A 15,639-nucleotide genomic window follows, 5' to 3' on the forward strand; every position below is an offset into this window, starting at 1 on the left:
AAATCTCTGTAACCTTAGACTCTGGAAACATAGTGGTAATCGTTTAAATGTTATAATTCAGCACTATAAATTTAATACTTTTATCGCTATGTTTCTAATTATCAGTGAAATATATTTATTCTTATTTCGAACTCACGTTAATACGTCTCAACCACTTCAGTTGGCTGTGACAGAAGAAGGAAAGCTGCACGCCCGCTTTTATTCTCCCCGAAAACTGAGTAATGTATTGATAAAGATGAAATTACCACAAGTAAGCAGTGAGTATTTTGACCTGGCTTATTTCGACTCAATCCCGGCATTCTGCGATTTCTATGAAGAGATTCCATTGATAGAACGTTCGGTAATGTGCCGCACAGAATCGGGTAAAGTCATTGAAATAAGCAAAAAAACGGCTGCAGAGCTTTCAGGCGCTGTACTCAAAATTGAATCAGACGATCCATTTTGGGCCAAATTGCAGGAAATCAAACATGGCTGGAATATCTATTGGGACTTATACGGTGGAGACCCTGAAAAAGAAGACGGCGGACCAGTAGGAAACTGGATGGGAATACGCCCCGTACATTGCCGAGAGTCGGTAGCTCTCTTCCTGAACTTCACCTATATGATTGACATGCCGGAACACGAGCAGATTCTGCGTGACAATGCCGACCAATTATACGATGATAACAAACAACCCGTAAAGGTAGAAGCAGTATTGCAACAGATGCGTACAGCCAGAACCCTTCAGGTGGGACTGGTCTACCCAGGAAACGGAATCATTGGTTTAGGAGGAGGAAGTGCGTTTGGTTCTTACCAGCAAGGATGGTTCGAACACTACTTTAATGCATACGCCTGCAGTGTCATGTTTCATGAACTTGGTCACGTTATGGGATACGGGCACAACAGTTCATTTACTTATGGACCATGGGCAGAAAAACTGATGAATAATTTCTATGTCAATAACATCAAGAATATGCCTATTGACTCCAAGAACTATTTGAACAGTGCTCAAAACCCTCACCGATACCAATAAGCTAACGATATTAAATCCGACAAAAAAATGAATATGAAATATATACTTACACTGGCAAGCGCAGGCTTGTTTTTACTGAGTGGTTGTCTTCAGGAAGATATTCAGCACTCGCAAGACTCAGACGGAACGCTGACCGTCAACTTTTCCAGAGCCGGTATGATAAACGAAACGGACACCGATACTGACCTTCAAATACATACCCTCAATGCTTACCGCTTTGAGAACGGGATACTGAAAGAATCGTTCAAATCTTTACAGGTAAACGATGAAGGAACGTGCCGTCTCGACCTTGAACAGATAAAAGGAAATATCTATTTTCTGGCCAATGGTGAAAGTGTGATTTCAAAAACAAATCTGACAGATGATGTCACTACATTGGATGAATTCCTGAACCTGACCGCTACTTCTGAAGAAATGGCATCGGAGTATGTGCTGATGAACGGACAGGCAGACTTGAGTTCGGGTAATGCTTCCTTCTCTGTAGCCTTAAAACGTACGGTAGCCCGCATCGATTTGGAATCAGCCTTTCAAGATGCAGAGGTAAACAGTGTAGTAATAAAAGATGTAGCACTGACTGGCCTGGTAAATGAAGCTGGTAGCGAGAACATCTTAAAGGATGTGGAAAGAACCAACTTGACAAAGGATTTTGGCGAACAACCATTCAAGAATGGCAAGTCAGCTATCTACTACCTTCCGGAACAAACCTCCAACGGACATGAGGTGGAAATCCTGATGACGGCTAATGGAGGCTGGCATCGTCTGAGAACGACGCTGCCCGCATTAAAGCGCAATACCGTTTATACGCTTAAAGTCTATGGAAACGGCGCCGACCTGAAAGTGGAAGTACTGACAAATGATTGGGAAAGCGGACAGTCTTCTGAATCTGGTCTCACGCTCAAAGGATTGGTAGACAAAGAAAGCTCACAATTATCAGAAGGAGTAACCGTTAATGAACGAGGCGACACGGTGTTCGTTCCTTATTGGAAAAGTAACTTCCAGGTTACTCTGGCCGCAGAAGCAGGAGCAGAGGTCAGCATTATCGGAGAAGCAGAAGGAGTTACGATAACCACTGCCAGTCGTTCCAGAAGCCTCTCTCCCATAGCACAGATTCAGGTTGCCAGCAGACAGAAAATGCCAGGAAGCAAATATGAATACGTGTATCTGGATGTTCACAAAGACCAGATACAAACCGGCAGAGTGGTACTGGTCTTCACACCTAATCCGATAGAGTTGAGCGGACTTATCAAGTTCGACGAAAACGGAGAATGTAACTTCAACAGATACGTAGACGGAGAACTGGCCAACCTAATTTTACCTGAAGGAAAAACTGCCACGCTGAAATTCAATGGCGAAGAAGCACAATGGATGAAACTCACCGATGAAGGAAACAACACATTCCGTCTGCTGGGAGGATGGAAACCCAACGACCCTAAAGCTGACGGACGGGAACAGGCCGGCGAATTAATCATTGCTGATAAGGACGGAAGCCACCAGGAAATCTATACCATCCGACGACAAAACTGGGGACTACCGGTTGTAAATATCAACGGAACATGGTGGTGCAAGTACAACCTGAGAGGTAATGTGAAGAATTTCACCGACCAAATCCTGATTAACGCAGACCCTGCAAAAAACAGCAGTCTGGCCGATTACCTGACTTCATGCTCCGACGACGAATTCCTGCACATCTTGGGTGACCAGTATCAGGCAGGAAATCCCGACGGATTAGAGCTGACCCACAACGGCACGTCATTCTATTATGAAGGATACCAAACCAAGACAGATAATTTCGGAACCCTAGCTCCCACTGTCATGGCTCCCGACGGCTACCAGATTCCAGATTTCGATGACTACCGTTTCTTTACAGGAGGTACGAACTACAATTTGAAATATTTCAATCCTGGAGTTTTCAACAACGGACTGGGCCAAATACTGAACTTCAAGGTCGTGGAACGCAATGCTACCTTCCAGGGATTGGAATACGGGCCGATTACTTTCTATGATTTTGAATACGAAGGTAATCACTGGACCCTCTGCGGTCTGGGACATCAGTGGGATGCTACAAGCATATCAAAAATGATGATTCTACTTGCCACTTACGGAAATAGTGGAAGCACCTGGATGATGGAAGGATATTCCCATAGCGACGGCAGAGGAAACTGGTTCAAGTATGCAGCTAGCAATGCACAAAAGACCCGCACCATCCGATGCATCAAAACACCGGTAGAATATATCTACGAATAAAAAACAGACAATAACAAAACAGAAAACAAATCAGTATATATGTACATCAAAAAATACATACAGATTTTAAGCATCTTCTCTGCCCTATTCTTCACTACAGCATGCAGCAATGATACACCTAATGAAGATAACGGCAGCTCACAGAACAGAACCGTGAAAGCACAGATAAGTACGTTCACGGTAGAAGGAGCATCCTCCTCCCTTCCCGACGAAGACGGGATAAACAACATGCAGGCTTGTTTGTTCGAAAACGGCATACTGACAGAAGTCTATACCCAGTTTACCAAAGAAGGAACCCAATACGTACTTCCGGTAAACAAACAGGAAGGACATCTGTATATGCTGGCCAACACTTCAGACCGCATCAACCTTCAAGACCTGAAAGCACAGGGCATCACTGAAGAAGAGTGGCTGGAAACTACCATCACCACAACGGGAGGAACAATGAGCAGTGTAGATTTCTTCTCTGGCATGGTTGATTTAGGGAAAAGCAGTGAAAACACCTTACAAATGAATATGGTAAGAGGAACTGCCCGATTTGATCTGTCCATTCAAACAAGCGAATCTGTAGAAGTAAAAAAACTTACGTTGAAAAACATGGCACAACGTAGCTTTTTATTTTCAAAAGACCCGACAGCTATTCCCAATGAGGCAAATCCGAAAGATGTGAGCATTGAGTTTACGCAACCACTGGGAGCAAGTACCCCAGGCATTGCCTACATCTACGAACAGACCGGTACTGATTTGACAGCTATCGTAGACATTCTGAAGAACGGCAAGGACATGACCGTTGAAACCTCCCTGCCATCTATACTGAAACGTAATACGGTTTACGCGCTGAACCTCAGTGTAGACCCTGCTACCGGAGAAGCAAAAATAGATATCATCGAATGGGAAAACGGAGGCGACCATCTCTTAGCGCCTGAAGTACAGAGTCTGAAAGTGGACACCGAAGAATCCGTACTTCCAAGCAATGTAACGGTCAATGCGGAAAAAACTCTGGTGACTCTTCCTTATACAGCTACAGATATGACACTAGCCATTGACTGCGACAATGAACTGGAACTTATTCCAGGAAACATGCCGATAACGATAGAATCATTGGGAGGTACGAGTCCGGAAACAATAGGAAAGAATGTATTCCGCATCCAAAAAGAAAAATGGAGACTGGGAGTTGCCGGACAGGAAGTGAAACTCAGATTCCATCGGAAAGGACTGAACCAGAACTACGAGGAAGATTGCCTGACACTGGTATTGTCGGAAAACCCAGTCAAACTGGAAGGACTCATCCAGTTCAATGAAGGTTATGAATTTGACTTTGAACGTTACATTGACAATGAACTGGGCATCATCACCCTGCCGGAATCGAAAAAACTGACGGTAGAATATGAAAATGGCGAGGGTAAATGGATCAAATTGGAAGAACGGACTGAAACACCTAACTCATTCCGCATCATAGGAGGCTGGAAGCCTAACGACCCTACGGCCAACGGACGCAAGCAGAAAGCAACTTTGATTATCTGTAATACCGACGGTACAGACAGAGAAGAATACACGGTAGTACGCCGCAACTGGGGACTCCCCGTAACCTACCTCAACGGAGTATGGTGGTGCAAATACAATGCCATGGGAGATTCCAAGAACTTCAGCGACCAGATACTCTCGTCGAACGACCCGGCTGCAAAAGCAGGGAAAACCGTATTCGACTATCTGCGCGACTGTACGCCAGAAGAGTTCTTCAAACTATGGAAGTGGCAGTATCAGGGAAAAACGACGCAGGGTATGGAAGTAATTGACGACGGAGGAGTGGCCAAGCTGAAAGGATACGGTCCGTCCGGCGAGCACATCAACAAACTGGATGCCACCGCCATGGCTCCCGACGGCTACGAACTTCCTTCCATGGAGAACTTTGAAAGAGTCTTAAATTCAACCAGCGGAACCATCTGGATTATGTGGGATGGCAGTCATACCACGGCATGGAACGGAGGAACAAACATTCAGCGCCGCCAAAGAAGAAGAAACGACATTACGGTAGGAAGCGTAGCACTGTCTGACCTGATTTACATACAGATGTACAACAATGCAGAGCAGCAATACGAACCGCTTGTATGGTACGGCCCTGGAGCACAATGGGACGACAATGGTATCAAACATGGTCACTACAATGCCATGCTATGGGCTACTTACTCGCCCAGCAACGGACAGGGATGGTTTTATAACGGAACAATGGCAGGACTTTATCCAAGCAAGAACGGCGCAGGCCCGAACGACAGCCGACTTCTTCGCTTTAAGAAATCGGATGTAGAATACATTTATGAATAACAACCCTCAAAACGTCTTTGCGTTTGCATTCAAACGCAAGGACGTTTTACTTAAAACGCAAGTGCGTTTGAACTAAAACGTAAAAGAGTTTCAGTCCAAACGCACTTGCGTTTTTTTATGCTTGCAGAAAACTGCCTGTTTTCTCAAAAAATCACTGAAAAACAGCTCCAAAAGCTCCTGCCATAAGAAGCAGCATCAGCAGTTCAGCCAGACGGTTAATGCGGATAGCCACACGCATATCCCGGCTGTCCAGCGGACGAGGATTGCATCCGATGAAAGGCTTGTAAACGGTCTCGCCGAAGTAATCGTGCGGACCGCCAAAACGACAGTTCAGGATTCCGGCCAGCGCGGCTTCCGGATAACCGGAATTGGGGCTGGCATGCATCCGTCCGTAATGCGCCACAAACTTCAATAGCGACCAACGGCCGGAAACCAGCACCATCAGCAGGGCTGTCAGCCGGGCGGGAAAGTAATTGGCCACATCGTCCATACGGGCTGCCCAGCAGCCAAAATCCTTGTAACGGGCATTCCGGTAGCCAATCATGGAATCGAGGGTATTGACCATCTTATACGCCAGCATGCCGGGCACACCCAACAAGAAATACCAGAAAAGCGGAGCGATGACACCGTCACTCAGGTTCTCGGCCAAAGTCTCGAGGGCAGCCGTACGCACCTCCTGGCCGGACAAGGCAGAGGTATCTCTTCCCACGATACGGGCCACTTGTTTTCTTCCGGCTTCCAATGAACAATCTGCCGCCTCAAACACCATCCGGACTTCATCTATCAGGGTTTTCCCGGCCAGACAATAGAATACGGCCACTACCGAAAGTAACATCTTTATCCACGGATGCAGCAGCGCCGCCGCTTCCAGCAATCCTTCGCTCACCAAGAAGGTAAGGACGACCAGCCCTATCGCGGTCCATGCCCCATTCCGTCTGCGGTGAGTTCCCCGATTTCCTCTGCGCTCACACCGGGAAATCAGTTTTCCGAATCCCACCACCGGATGGGGCAGCCACAGCGGGTCACCCAGAATCTTGTCAAGCAAAAAACCTCCTGCCAGAGGAATCAATACCATTGCGAGTCCTGTATCCATTCGTATATACCTTCAATTAATTGGTTGTTTTCTTCTGTTGTCTGTATGGCAATACGGAAATAACGTGCATCCAGTCCTTCAAAATTAGATGCGTCGCGAATCAGCAGTCCGTGCCGGACAGCCAGATACTCCTTCAGTTGCGCCGCGGTTCCCTTGTGAAGCCGTGCCAGAAAATAATGCGTATCTGTAGGCAGTACCTCTACCCCACCCGAAGCTTCCAGCGCATCGGTCACCCGCTTCCGTTCAGCCAGCAGAGCCTGTATGTCCATGCGATATTCCTCCGGATGCCGCAACAGGTAATGTCCGGCTTCCACGGCCAGGGCATTGACCGACCAGGGCATACGGCAGGCACGTATCCGGGAAAGAAGCTCCCTGCTGCCCGTCACCGCTCCCAGGCGCAGGCCCGGCACGGCATAGCATTTGGTCATGGAATGCAGCAGCAATACGTTAGGCAGCCTCACCGTCTCGGCCACGGACAGCACCTCTTTCTCCGTAAACAGCGCATACGACTGGTCGATGACAAAAAGCTTTCGGGGATGTGCGGCTATCAGGCGGCGAAGCGTGGCGGCATCCCACGTCTGCCCCGTGGGGTTGTTCGGATTACACAGCCAGAAAATCCCTTCGTCGTCCGTCAGTTGCTCCAGACTGGAAATGCCTTCCACCTGATGTCCGTGCAAGCGGCAGGCATCGGCATATTCACTGAAAGTGGGTATCCATACGGCAGAATGACTTCCGCGAAAAGCCTGAGCAATGAGGTAGATGGCCTCCGTGGCTCCATTCGTCACACAGACTTCCTCCGGACTGACCCCATACAACCGGGCCAGCTCGGCAGCCAGCGCATAGGGTTCCGGTTCCGGATAGGAACGGATGCACGACAGGCATCCGGCCAGGTAGCGGTTCAATCCGCCATGGTTCACCCGATGGTATACATTCGAACTGAAATTGGCACGAATGGCCGTATAGCGATAGGCGTCGTCTCCGTGTCCGTTAATCATTTTGAGTCAGTATTTGGTAAAGCAGCGGCATGTTCAGGTGCTTCCGCACATGGTCGGCCAGCTTGTTGTATTGTTCTTCCTTGAAAGCGGCATAGTCCAGCTGGGGTTGCTCCAGCTTTCCGGCATACGGAGCCAGCAGCCATTCTATCACTTCCGGATTATCCAGTATGCCGTGAATATAGGAACCGGCACATTTCCGGTCTGCCACACAGCCATCCGTCTCTCCATTCTCCAGACGCACCAGCGGAGTCAAAGTCTCTCCTTCCACCGCCGTAGTACGCCCCATGTGGATTTCGTATCCCGTGCAGTTCGGTTCTTCGGAAGACAGGAAAGCAAAACGAACCTGACGCGTCACCTTCTCTCCTTCGATAACCGTCTCCGTCGGCAGAAGTCCCAGTCCGGGCATCTGGCTGATGCTTCCTTCCACCCCGTCGGGGTCGGCAATCCGCTGGCCCATCATCTGGTATCCGCCACAAATTCCCATCACGGTAGCGCCGTTGCGGCGTGCCTGAAGAATGGCTTGTGCCACTCCGTTACGGCGCAGTTCGTACAAATCGTCGATGGTACTCTTGCTTCCGGGCAGCAGAATGATGTCGGCCTTCATCAGGTCATCCACGTTGTTCGTGTAATACAGATTTACCCGTTCGTCATGTTCCAGCATATTGAAGTCGGTGAAGTTGGACAGATGACGGAGCAACACCACCGCCACGTTGACCTTCCCCTGTACCGCTTTCCGCTGTTTCAAGGAAAGTTCCACCGAATCTTCTTCCTCGATGTAGATGTCGTGGTAATACGGTATCACGCCCAGCACCGGAATGCCGCAGATTTCTTCCATCATCTTCACCCCCGACTCGAACAAGCGAAGGTCGCCGCGAAACTTGTTGACAATGATTCCCTTGATGCGCTTGCGGTCTTCCGGTGTCTGCAAGGCCACCGAACCGTAGGCACTGGCGAACACGCCTCCCCGGTCGATGTCGGCTACCAGAATCACATCGGCATGAGCATGACGCGCCATGGGCAGGTTCACCAAATCCGTATCCTTCAGGTTGATTTCCGAAATGCTGCCCGCTCCTTCCATCACCACCGGATTGTAACGGGCTGCCAAGCGGTCGAATGCCTGGTTCACTTCCCGACGCAACTCATCCCGGCCCTCTGTCCGGAAATAGGCATACGCACTCCGGTTACCTATGGGCTTGCCGTTCAGTACCACTTGTGAGGTATGGTCGGAAGTCGGTTTCAGCAGCAAGGGGTTCATGTCGGTATGGCAGGGTACTCCTGCCGCCTCGGCCTGCACCGCCTGCGCCCGTCCGATTTCCAGTCCTTCGGGAGTAGCATACGAGTTGAGTGCCATGTTCTGTGCCTTAAAAGGTGCCGGACGATAGCCGTCCTGCAAGAAGATACGGCATAACGCCGCAGCCAGTACACTCTTGCCCACGTCACTGCCCGTTCCTGCCAGCATGAGCGGATGCAAGCGTGGAAGCGGCAGGTCAATTTCCACCATCCCTCCGTAGGGAGGCAAGGCTTTCATGGCATCTTCCAGCTTTACCTTACCGGCATAGACCTGTGCGGCCACCAGCACCCCTCCATGGGCAAATACCAGTACCGGACCTGAGGTACGGTCCAGATGGTCAAGGAAATCGGACACACGGGCCAGCACATCCATGAACGACTCACCGCCGGTGGTCCGCACCCGCAGGTAATCGTCATACCATTCCTGGATGCGCGGGTCGGTTATCTTCTCAAAGCGCTGCATCTCCCACTCACCCATGTTCATCTCTTTCAGCCGTTCGTCACGTTCCGCTTGGGGAAAGCCGCAATAGGCCGCCAAGCGTGTACAACGGGACAAGGGACTGGTATAGATACGTGAAAAACACATTCCCGTATCCTGAAGAATCTTTTTACATACCTCAGCCTCATCTTCAAACGAAGCACGCAACGGCACATCGGTCTGCCCGTAGCACGTTCCAGGTGCCACATCCACCGAAGTATGTCGAACTAAATATACTTTCATCTTTTATGTTTAACCGTATTAAAAATTATATGCCATCACTACCGCTCCCATCCAGCACGCCAGTTCACACAAGAGGAAAAGCGCGCCACAACAGTCGCCGGTATATCCTCCTAAACGCCGTTTGAGCAGCCAGCCCAATCCAATGAAAAGTACACATGGAAAGCACAGCATTCCCCAGTAAGAAAGAGGTAAAAGCAGCAAGGGCAACAATCCTCCTGCGGCATTGACTATCCACTCCGAAAGGCTCATGCGGGTATAAACGACCTTGGCCTTACTTTCTTCTTCTTTTCGGGCGTACGGAAGGAACAGGAGCATGAAACTGCATACAAACTTACAGAAAGGGTCGGCCACGCACAGCACCCAGGGAATGACAGGCGCAGGCAAGGATACCAATAACGAGAACGAGAGCAGGTAATACAATATCAGCCCCAGCACACCGTAACTCCCGATATGAGAATCTTTCATGATGCGGAGAATGCCTTCCCGGTCGCGTCCGCCACCAAATCCATCGAAGAAATCGGCCAGACCGTCTTCATGCAAAGCTCCCGTCAGAAAAAGACGGGTACACAAGGCCAGCAATACCGCTACCGGTAAAGGAAACCAGGTGGAGAAAACCCAGAAAGACAGGGCCATCACTCCCCCCGTGAGCCATCCGCAAAGGCTCCAGTAGCTCACCACGTGCCGGAAACACTCGGACGGCACGCTACAAATCCGCCAGAAAGGCAGACGGGTGAAAAACATCAGGGCAGCCAGTAAATTATTCATGAGGTCAGAAGTATTTGGTAATGGAGGCATGGGCAAAAGTATCCATCTCATTCAGCATCCGCACGGCTGAATCGAGGATAGGAAAGGCACAGACGGAACCGCTTCCCTCACCCAGGCGCAAAGACAGATTCAACAACGGACGGGCGTGCAGGTAGTCCAGCAACAATTTGTGTCCACTTTCATCTCCCTGGTGTCCGAACACGGCATACGAAAGCACGTCAGGACAAAGACGTGAAGCGGCCAGTATGCAGTTGGTCATGATAAAGCCGTCTACCAGAATGACCATGCGCAACTCTGCCGCACGCAGCATGCCACCTACCGCCATCATCATCTCAAGCCCCCCGAAACGGCGCAGGATTTCTTCCACCGTATGCTCGCCCGAGAACTGCTGAAGGGCCTGCTGAAGTACCCGGAACTTATGGGTCATGGCTTCTCCATACAGACCGCTGCCGGCTCCCACGCATTGTTCCAGCGGGATGCCCGTCAGGCAACTCATCCACAAGGAAGAAGCGGAGGTGTTTCCTACTCCCATTTCACCGAAACTCACCACATTACAACCTACTGCCTGAATACGGTCTACGCATTGTGCCCCACGCTCCAGACACAGGTTCATCTCTTCGGGTGTCATGGCATCTTCGTGAAGGAAATTACGTGTGCCGCGACGGACTTTCATATCAATGATACCTTTTTCGTAGGGCAAGTCGTAATCCACTCCCGCATCAATGATTTCCAGACGGAATCCATGCTGACGGCACAGAAAGTTGATACCGGCCCCTCCGTGCAGGAAATTACTGATTTGCTGCCAGGTAATCTCCTTGGGCGAAGCACTGACCTTCTCTTCCACAATGCCGTGGTCGGCTGCAAAAAGCAAGTTACAGGGATTTTTTAAAGAAGGCGACAAGGTCTGCTGAATCATACAAACCTGCAGGGCCAGTTCCTCCAGACGCCCTAGAGAGCCTTTCGGTTTCGTCAGGTTATCAATCTTTTCACGGGCTGCCTGCTCCAACTCCGGACAGGCAATAGGTGCTATAGTAAACTTATGCATGATTTATCCTTTCACTTTAACCGGAATACCGGAAACCATCAGTACTACCTGATTGGCTTTCGAAGCAATATACTGGTTCATCCATCCTTGCAAATCGGTGAAACGACGCTGTACCTCATTGGGTGAAACGCCACCCATGCCAATCTCATTCGTCACGAAAATAAAGGTCGCATCCTGAGCGGTGAAACGGTCGAATTCCTGCTTCAAGGCCTCTAAGGCGAGTGACACTTCTGGCTGCTCCACAAAGTAGTTCGTACACCAAAGTGTCACGCAATCAATGACGGCCACCCGGCCCGTAATGTCATGACGGCTCAGTTCCTTTTCTTCTTCGATGTTCGTCCACTCCGGGCCCCGGTTTTGCTGGTGACGCTCCACCCGGCGACGAAATTCCTCGTCCCATATCTTTGCCGTAGCCATATACACCGGCGATGTTGACAACTCATGGGCCAGACGTTCTGCATAACTGCTTTTCCCGGAACGCTCGCCTCCCGTAATCAGTATTATCTTCTTCATATTCTTCTGCTGTGGTTCTCAGCTTCCGTTAGTATAAATAAAAACTGTCTCAAGGCAAATGTGCACTCCGTAGCCGGAACGATGCATCCGTTTACCTTGAGACAGTTTCCTGTTCAAAATTGTACATCAAGCTGTACGACTCTTCTGCTTTATTCGGCTGCTTTTTCTGTTTCTACGAAATCAGTTTCTCCGTTTGACACCAGCAGATTGTACCACTGAATCAATTTCTTAATGTCACTGGTATGTACACGGTCACGGTCGTAGTTAGGCAATACTTCAGCCATGAATGCGTGCAGTTCTTCCGCAGAAGCTTTCTTGTAATCCAAAGAAGCCACGTTTCCGTTTTCTTTCTTCTTTACAGATTCCAGCACTTCACCCAAAGCTATTTCCTCTGCATCAGTATACATGGCAATATCGCCCAAAGAGATTACCTTATCACTAGCATAGACCGGTACTCTTTTCTTTTCAGCACTGACAGTTTCCACAATCAGCATATTCTTTGCCTGAGAAATCAGTTTGTATAAACCTGGTTTTCCAGAAATTGCTAAAATAGTCTTCAACATATATTCCTAAAATGATTAATTTAATTACGAGTGACAAAAATACAACGCACGAATGACATACACAAACTATCGGCCCGTTTTTCTGTGGGCAAGCCACTCTTCCAACGCTGCAATCTGCGTATCCAGCTGTAGTTTTTCGTCATTGAAAATGACATAGTCGGCCCGACGCTTCTTTTCTTCGTCATCCATCTGTGCGGAAATACGGGCCTTTATCTGTGCTTCCGTAGCGGCATCCCGCTGCATAGCCCGCGTTATACGCAACTCCAAGGGAGCATACACCATCACAACATAGTCGACGGCTGCATGGAAACCCGATTCAAACAGGATGGCGCTCTCCATAGCCACCACCTCCGTGCCGGATGCGGCCTGACGGTCTGCCCACTGTTGGAAATCTTCATGCACACAAGGATGAATGATACGGTTAACACGTCCGGCATTCTCTGCCGAGGCAAACAAGTAATTTGCCAGCACAGGCTTATTCAATGAACCGTCTGCCTCATACACTTCTTCTCCCAACAAAGCCAGTAACCCCTCACGTATCCGAGGATGAGAAAGCGTCAGTTTTTTGGCTTCTGTATCCGTGTCATAAACAGGAATGCCTGCTTTTTCCAGCAAATGCGACACATAGGATTTACCACTCCCGATACCTCCTGTGATTCCAATCTTGATCATTCCGATTCTTTTTCTTTAGAGGGTTCGCTTACGGTCTGCTGTTCAATCAGGTAATCTACAGAGGAAGGAGTCACACGCACGTGACTTACTACATCCGGATATTTTTTTACAGTAAGCGGTAGTTTCTCCGACTTATTTTCCATCACATCTGCATAAGAAACACCAACCAGAAAATCGTTCTCCGCAACCGACTTGAAGTTCTTCAATCCTACTTGCATGGTTATCTGTACCTTGGAAGGAAACGTTCGCAAAACTTTTCCTTTCGGGAAACCGATTCCGACCACGGGAACTTCCAGTGTCTTCTCTGAATACATATCTACATATGCCACCACGTCTACAGACGAGGGCACAAACTTCACGCCATGAAGCTTCTGCAAATTGATATGTTTTTTCAGCGTATCTGTTACATTTGTCCAATGAAAAGGCTGTGTATAGGCTGTCAAAACCGTGTTCAACACCCCTTGAGGAGCGTACACCACCACCGAATCGGGTATAACCTGAATATCCGACACATAATATTGTCTGCCAGCCGAGACTTCTCCACCCACAGCCACCGGCACCTTCTTGGGTATTCCTCTTGAATAAATATAATCCAACGTGTCCGGGTGTACGGAAATGAGTTGCGTAGAATTATTCAACTGGGCACTGATTTTTTTCAGAACCTCTGCCTGAGGAATGCGCACATAAGAACCTTTCTCCTGGTAATCCTCAAAGTTAAAAGTCAGAGGAAAGAAGGTACGTCCCAGCATATAATTCAGTAACACCGTACCTCTATCTTCTACCTTCACCCGGATTTCATCAGGCAGTTCTGAAGTCATAACCGCTTCTTTCGGCACATTTCTCAGCCTGACCGGAATTTTAAACTCCGTTTGATAAATGTCATTCATGGTCTGCAAAAACCAGAAACACAGGGACACAAATACAAAAAACAGAAAAATCAGAAACTCTCTGCTCTTTGCACTGAGCAGAAAGTTCCTGATTTTTCGTATAAGTATCAAGTAATATCGCTTTATGTTCTTTCGATCGAACATAGTCATTCACAATTATTTTGCAGGCTGTGCCTGTGCATCTGCATAAATTGAATTCTTATCTACTTTGATTTTTACACCAGCAGCCACTTCAACCACAACAGTATTATCTTCTACTTCCTTAATTTTTCCATAAATACCACCAGCGGTTACTACAGACTGTCCAACTTCCAAGCTCTTGCGGAACTTGGCAATTTCTTTCTGTTTCTTGTTCTGGGGACGAATCATAAAAAAGTACATAATGGCGAAAATGGCCACCATCATAATAAGGAAAGAGTAATCCGCTCCTCCCTGTGCCTGCAATACTACAGCTAACAAATTCATACGTTTCTCGGTTTATATTAATAATAGCTAGACAAATATATCAGTTTTTGGTCAGCTTATTTTCCTTTTTCAATTGATTAACAATGCCGTCCAAAGTTCCATTGATAAAACCACCGCTCTTTGGAGTGCTATACAGTTTAGCAATCTCTACATATTCATTCAAAGACACATTCACCGGAATGTTCGGAAAACTCAGGATTTCAGCCAATGCAATCTGCATGATAATCACATCCATCACAGCTACTCGGTTTAAATCCCAGTTCCTTGAATTCTCAGTAATCAAATGACGGTAATAATCTGCATTCAAAATGGAACGACGGAACAGACGACGAGCAAAATCCTGGTCTTCCTCGTCCTTAAATTCCGGCAGAAGTTCCTGCTTTTCTCCATTCTCAGGATTGAAGCGTTTGATAGTCTTCAATACAAAAGTATCTACGATTTCCTTGTCATCATTCCAATACAGACTCTGGTCTTCCAGAACTTCATCAAGAGCAGCATTGTTGAAAATAATCTTTTTGTAAAGCTTTCTCCATAGTTCACGATCCTCTTCATAAGAAGACGTTTCACTGGCCATGTATTCTTTATATATATCACTCTGCATGATTTGTTCACACAGGCTTTTGATAAAATCACCTTCATTTTCCCACGTTTTCTTCTGAGATGCTGAAAAAGCGTTCAGCTGCTTGTTAGTTTCCAACTGTGCAATGAAGCGATTTTCTACGAATTTCATGTTGGGAGACAAATCTTCTTTGGTAGGAACCAGCTTATTTTTTGCTGTATCCAACCGCTTGTTGGCATACTTGGTCACCTCTACCATCAAAAGCAAAAGATAGTTATACAAATCATACGCTTTAGATAAACTGAAGAACAACTCCTTTTCTGCAGTATCCAAATTTTTACCTCCGTTCTGATAATACGCATAAATTATCTGAACTATCTTCAGACGAATAAGAACTCTGTTAATCATAATATATAAACAAACTATATTTTATTTTAGGTGGCAAAAGTAAGCATTTTTCCTTTATCACACATCATAAAGCATTATATTTTTT

The 15,639-nt window shown here is 47.7% G+C and carries 14 protein-coding genes and 1 pseudogene; 3 read left to right on the forward strand and 12 right to left on the reverse strand.

Annotation, left to right across the window (positions count from 1 at the left end; all coding sequences use genetic code 11):
- Positions 1 to 160 precede the first annotated feature (160 nt).
- The 3 genes from ACMJ0U_RS02090 to ACMJ0U_RS02100 are packed head-to-tail and all read left to right on the forward strand — an operon-like array spanning position 161 to position 5,578.
- Positions 161 to 1,012, forward strand: a complete 852-nt coding sequence (locus ACMJ0U_RS02090; RefSeq protein ID WP_417127851.1) for a hypothetical protein — start codon at positions 161 to 163, stop codon at positions 1,010 to 1,012.
- Positions 1,013 to 1,045: 33 nt separating this feature from the next.
- On the forward strand, positions 1,046 to 3,256 hold the full coding sequence (locus ACMJ0U_RS02095; protein ID WP_417127853.1) for a hypothetical protein: 2,211 nt from the start codon (positions 1,046 to 1,048) through the stop codon (positions 3,254 to 3,256).
- A 39-nt stretch (positions 3,257 to 3,295) separates the two neighbouring features.
- Positions 3,296 to 5,578, forward strand: coding sequence for a hypothetical protein (locus tag ACMJ0U_RS02100; RefSeq protein ID WP_417127873.1), 2,283 nt, complete (start codon positions 3,296 to 3,298; stop codon positions 5,576 to 5,578).
- A 151-nt stretch (positions 5,579 to 5,729) separates the two neighbouring features.
- On the opposite strand, the gene cbiB is transcribed toward ACMJ0U_RS02100, so the two are convergent.
- The 12 genes and pseudogenes from cbiB to nusB all read right to left on the reverse strand — a co-directional run bounded on the left by cbiB (position 5,730) and on the right by nusB (position 15,554).
- Positions 5,730 to 6,671 carry an adenosylcobinamide-phosphate synthase CbiB gene (gene cbiB / locus ACMJ0U_RS02105; RefSeq protein WP_417127854.1) on the reverse strand — a complete coding sequence of 314 codons (942 nt, stop codon included), beginning with the start codon at positions 6,669 to 6,671 and terminating at the stop codon, positions 5,730 to 5,732.
- Positions 6,644 to 7,666, reverse strand: coding sequence for a threonine-phosphate decarboxylase (locus tag ACMJ0U_RS02110; protein ID WP_417127856.1), 1,023 nt, complete (start codon positions 7,664 to 7,666; stop codon positions 6,644 to 6,646). The genes cbiB and ACMJ0U_RS02110 overlap by 28 nt, the downstream gene beginning before the upstream one ends.
- Positions 7,659 to 9,167, reverse strand: coding sequence for a cobyric acid synthase (locus tag ACMJ0U_RS02115; RefSeq protein ID WP_417127869.1), 1,509 nt, complete (start codon positions 9,165 to 9,167; stop codon positions 7,659 to 7,661). Before ACMJ0U_RS02115 ends, ACMJ0U_RS02110 begins: the two co-directional genes overlap by 8 nt.
- A pseudogene (gene cobC / locus ACMJ0U_RS02120) lies at positions 9,168 to 9,677 on the reverse strand (alpha-ribazole phosphatase); the annotation flags it as partial.
- An 18-nt stretch (positions 9,678 to 9,695) separates the two neighbouring features.
- Positions 9,696 to 10,442: an adenosylcobinamide-GDP ribazoletransferase gene (locus tag ACMJ0U_RS02125; protein ID WP_417127858.1), complete on the reverse strand. Its 747-nt coding sequence runs from the start codon at positions 10,440 to 10,442 to the stop codon at positions 9,696 to 9,698.
- A 4-nt stretch (positions 10,443 to 10,446) separates the two neighbouring features.
- On the reverse strand, positions 10,447 to 11,487 hold the full coding sequence (gene cobT / locus ACMJ0U_RS02130; RefSeq protein ID WP_417127860.1) for a nicotinate-nucleotide--dimethylbenzimidazole phosphoribosyltransferase: 1,041 nt from the start codon (positions 11,485 to 11,487) through the stop codon (positions 10,447 to 10,449).
- 3 nt (positions 11,488 to 11,490) lie between these two features.
- Positions 11,491 to 12,000 (reverse strand): bifunctional adenosylcobinamide kinase/adenosylcobinamide-phosphate guanylyltransferase, encoded by a 510-nt coding sequence (gene cobU, locus ACMJ0U_RS02135; protein ID WP_417127862.1) that lies wholly within the window; start codon positions 11,998 to 12,000, stop codon positions 11,491 to 11,493.
- A gap of 149 nt (positions 12,001 to 12,149) precedes the next feature.
- Complete coding sequence (locus ACMJ0U_RS02140) at positions 12,150 to 12,563, reverse strand: DUF5606 domain-containing protein (protein ID WP_417127864.1); 414 nt, start codon at positions 12,561 to 12,563, stop codon at positions 12,150 to 12,152.
- Between the two features lie 66 nt (positions 12,564 to 12,629).
- The gene (coaE, locus tag ACMJ0U_RS02145; protein WP_417127866.1) at positions 12,630 to 13,235 is read right to left on the reverse strand and encodes a dephospho-CoA kinase; all 606 of its coding nucleotides are present in this window, start codon (positions 13,233 to 13,235) and stop codon (positions 12,630 to 12,632) included.
- Positions 13,232 to 14,266: a CdaR family protein gene (locus tag ACMJ0U_RS02150; RefSeq protein ID WP_417127871.1), complete on the reverse strand. Its 1,035-nt coding sequence runs from the start codon at positions 14,264 to 14,266 to the stop codon at positions 13,232 to 13,234. The genes coaE and ACMJ0U_RS02150 overlap by 4 nt, the downstream gene beginning before the upstream one ends.
- A gap of 12 nt (positions 14,267 to 14,278) precedes the next feature.
- Complete coding sequence (gene yajC, locus ACMJ0U_RS02155) at positions 14,279 to 14,587, reverse strand: preprotein translocase subunit YajC (protein WP_417127867.1); 309 nt, start codon at positions 14,585 to 14,587, stop codon at positions 14,279 to 14,281.
- 40 nt (positions 14,588 to 14,627) lie between these two features.
- Positions 14,628 to 15,554, reverse strand: a complete 927-nt coding sequence (gene nusB, locus ACMJ0U_RS02160; RefSeq protein ID WP_417127868.1) for a transcription antitermination factor NusB — start codon at positions 15,552 to 15,554, stop codon at positions 14,628 to 14,630.
- Between the last annotated feature and the right edge of the window lie 85 nt (positions 15,555 to 15,639).

It is taken from the genome of Phocaeicola sp., from assembly GCF_048170425.1.
In the GTDB taxonomy this organism is placed as follows: Bacteria; Bacteroidota; Bacteroidia; order Bacteroidales; family Bacteroidaceae; genus Phocaeicola.

What these genes read in the sequence shown, in the direction of transcription:
- ACMJ0U_RS02095 (WP_417127853.1), top strand. Translation starts at nt 1,046, where the DNA reads ATGAAATATATACTTACACTGGCAAGCGCAGGCTTGTTTTTACTGAGT.
- ACMJ0U_RS02100 (WP_417127873.1), top strand. Translation starts at nt 3,296, where the DNA reads ATGTACATCAAAAAATACATACAGATTTTAAGCATCTTCTCTGCCCTA.
- cbiB (WP_417127854.1), bottom strand. Translation starts at nt 6,671, where the DNA reads ATGGATACAGGACTCGCAATGGTATTGATTCCTCTGGCAGGAGGTTTT.
- ACMJ0U_RS02110 (WP_417127856.1), bottom strand. Translation starts at nt 7,666, where the DNA reads ATGATTAACGGACACGGAGACGACGCCTATCGCTATACGGCCATTCGT.
- ACMJ0U_RS02115 (WP_417127869.1), bottom strand. Translation starts at nt 9,167, where the DNA reads ATGGTGGAAATTGACCTGCCGCTTCCACGCTTGCATCCGCTCATGCTG.
- ACMJ0U_RS02125 (WP_417127858.1), bottom strand. Translation starts at nt 10,442, where the DNA reads ATGAATAATTTACTGGCTGCCCTGATGTTTTTCACCCGTCTGCCTTTC.
- cobT (WP_417127860.1), bottom strand. Translation starts at nt 11,487, where the DNA reads ATGCATAAGTTTACTATAGCACCTATTGCCTGTCCGGAGTTGGAGCAG.
- cobU (WP_417127862.1), bottom strand. Translation starts at nt 12,000, where the DNA reads ATGAAGAAGATAATACTGATTACGGGAGGCGAGCGTTCCGGGAAAAGC.
- ACMJ0U_RS02140 (WP_417127864.1), bottom strand. Translation starts at nt 12,563, where the DNA reads ATGTTGAAGACTATTTTAGCAATTTCTGGAAAACCAGGTTTATACAAA.
- coaE (WP_417127866.1), bottom strand. Translation starts at nt 13,235, where the DNA reads ATGATCAAGATTGGAATCACAGGAGGTATCGGGAGTGGTAAATCCTAT.
- ACMJ0U_RS02150 (WP_417127871.1), bottom strand. Translation starts at nt 14,266, where the DNA reads ATGTTCGATCGAAAGAACATAAAGCGATATTACTTGATACTTATACGA.
- yajC (WP_417127867.1), bottom strand. Translation starts at nt 14,587, where the DNA reads ATGAATTTGTTAGCTGTAGTATTGCAGGCACAGGGAGGAGCGGATTAC.
- nusB (WP_417127868.1), bottom strand. Translation starts at nt 15,554, where the DNA reads ATGATTAACAGAGTTCTTATTCGTCTGAAGATAGTTCAGATAATTTAT.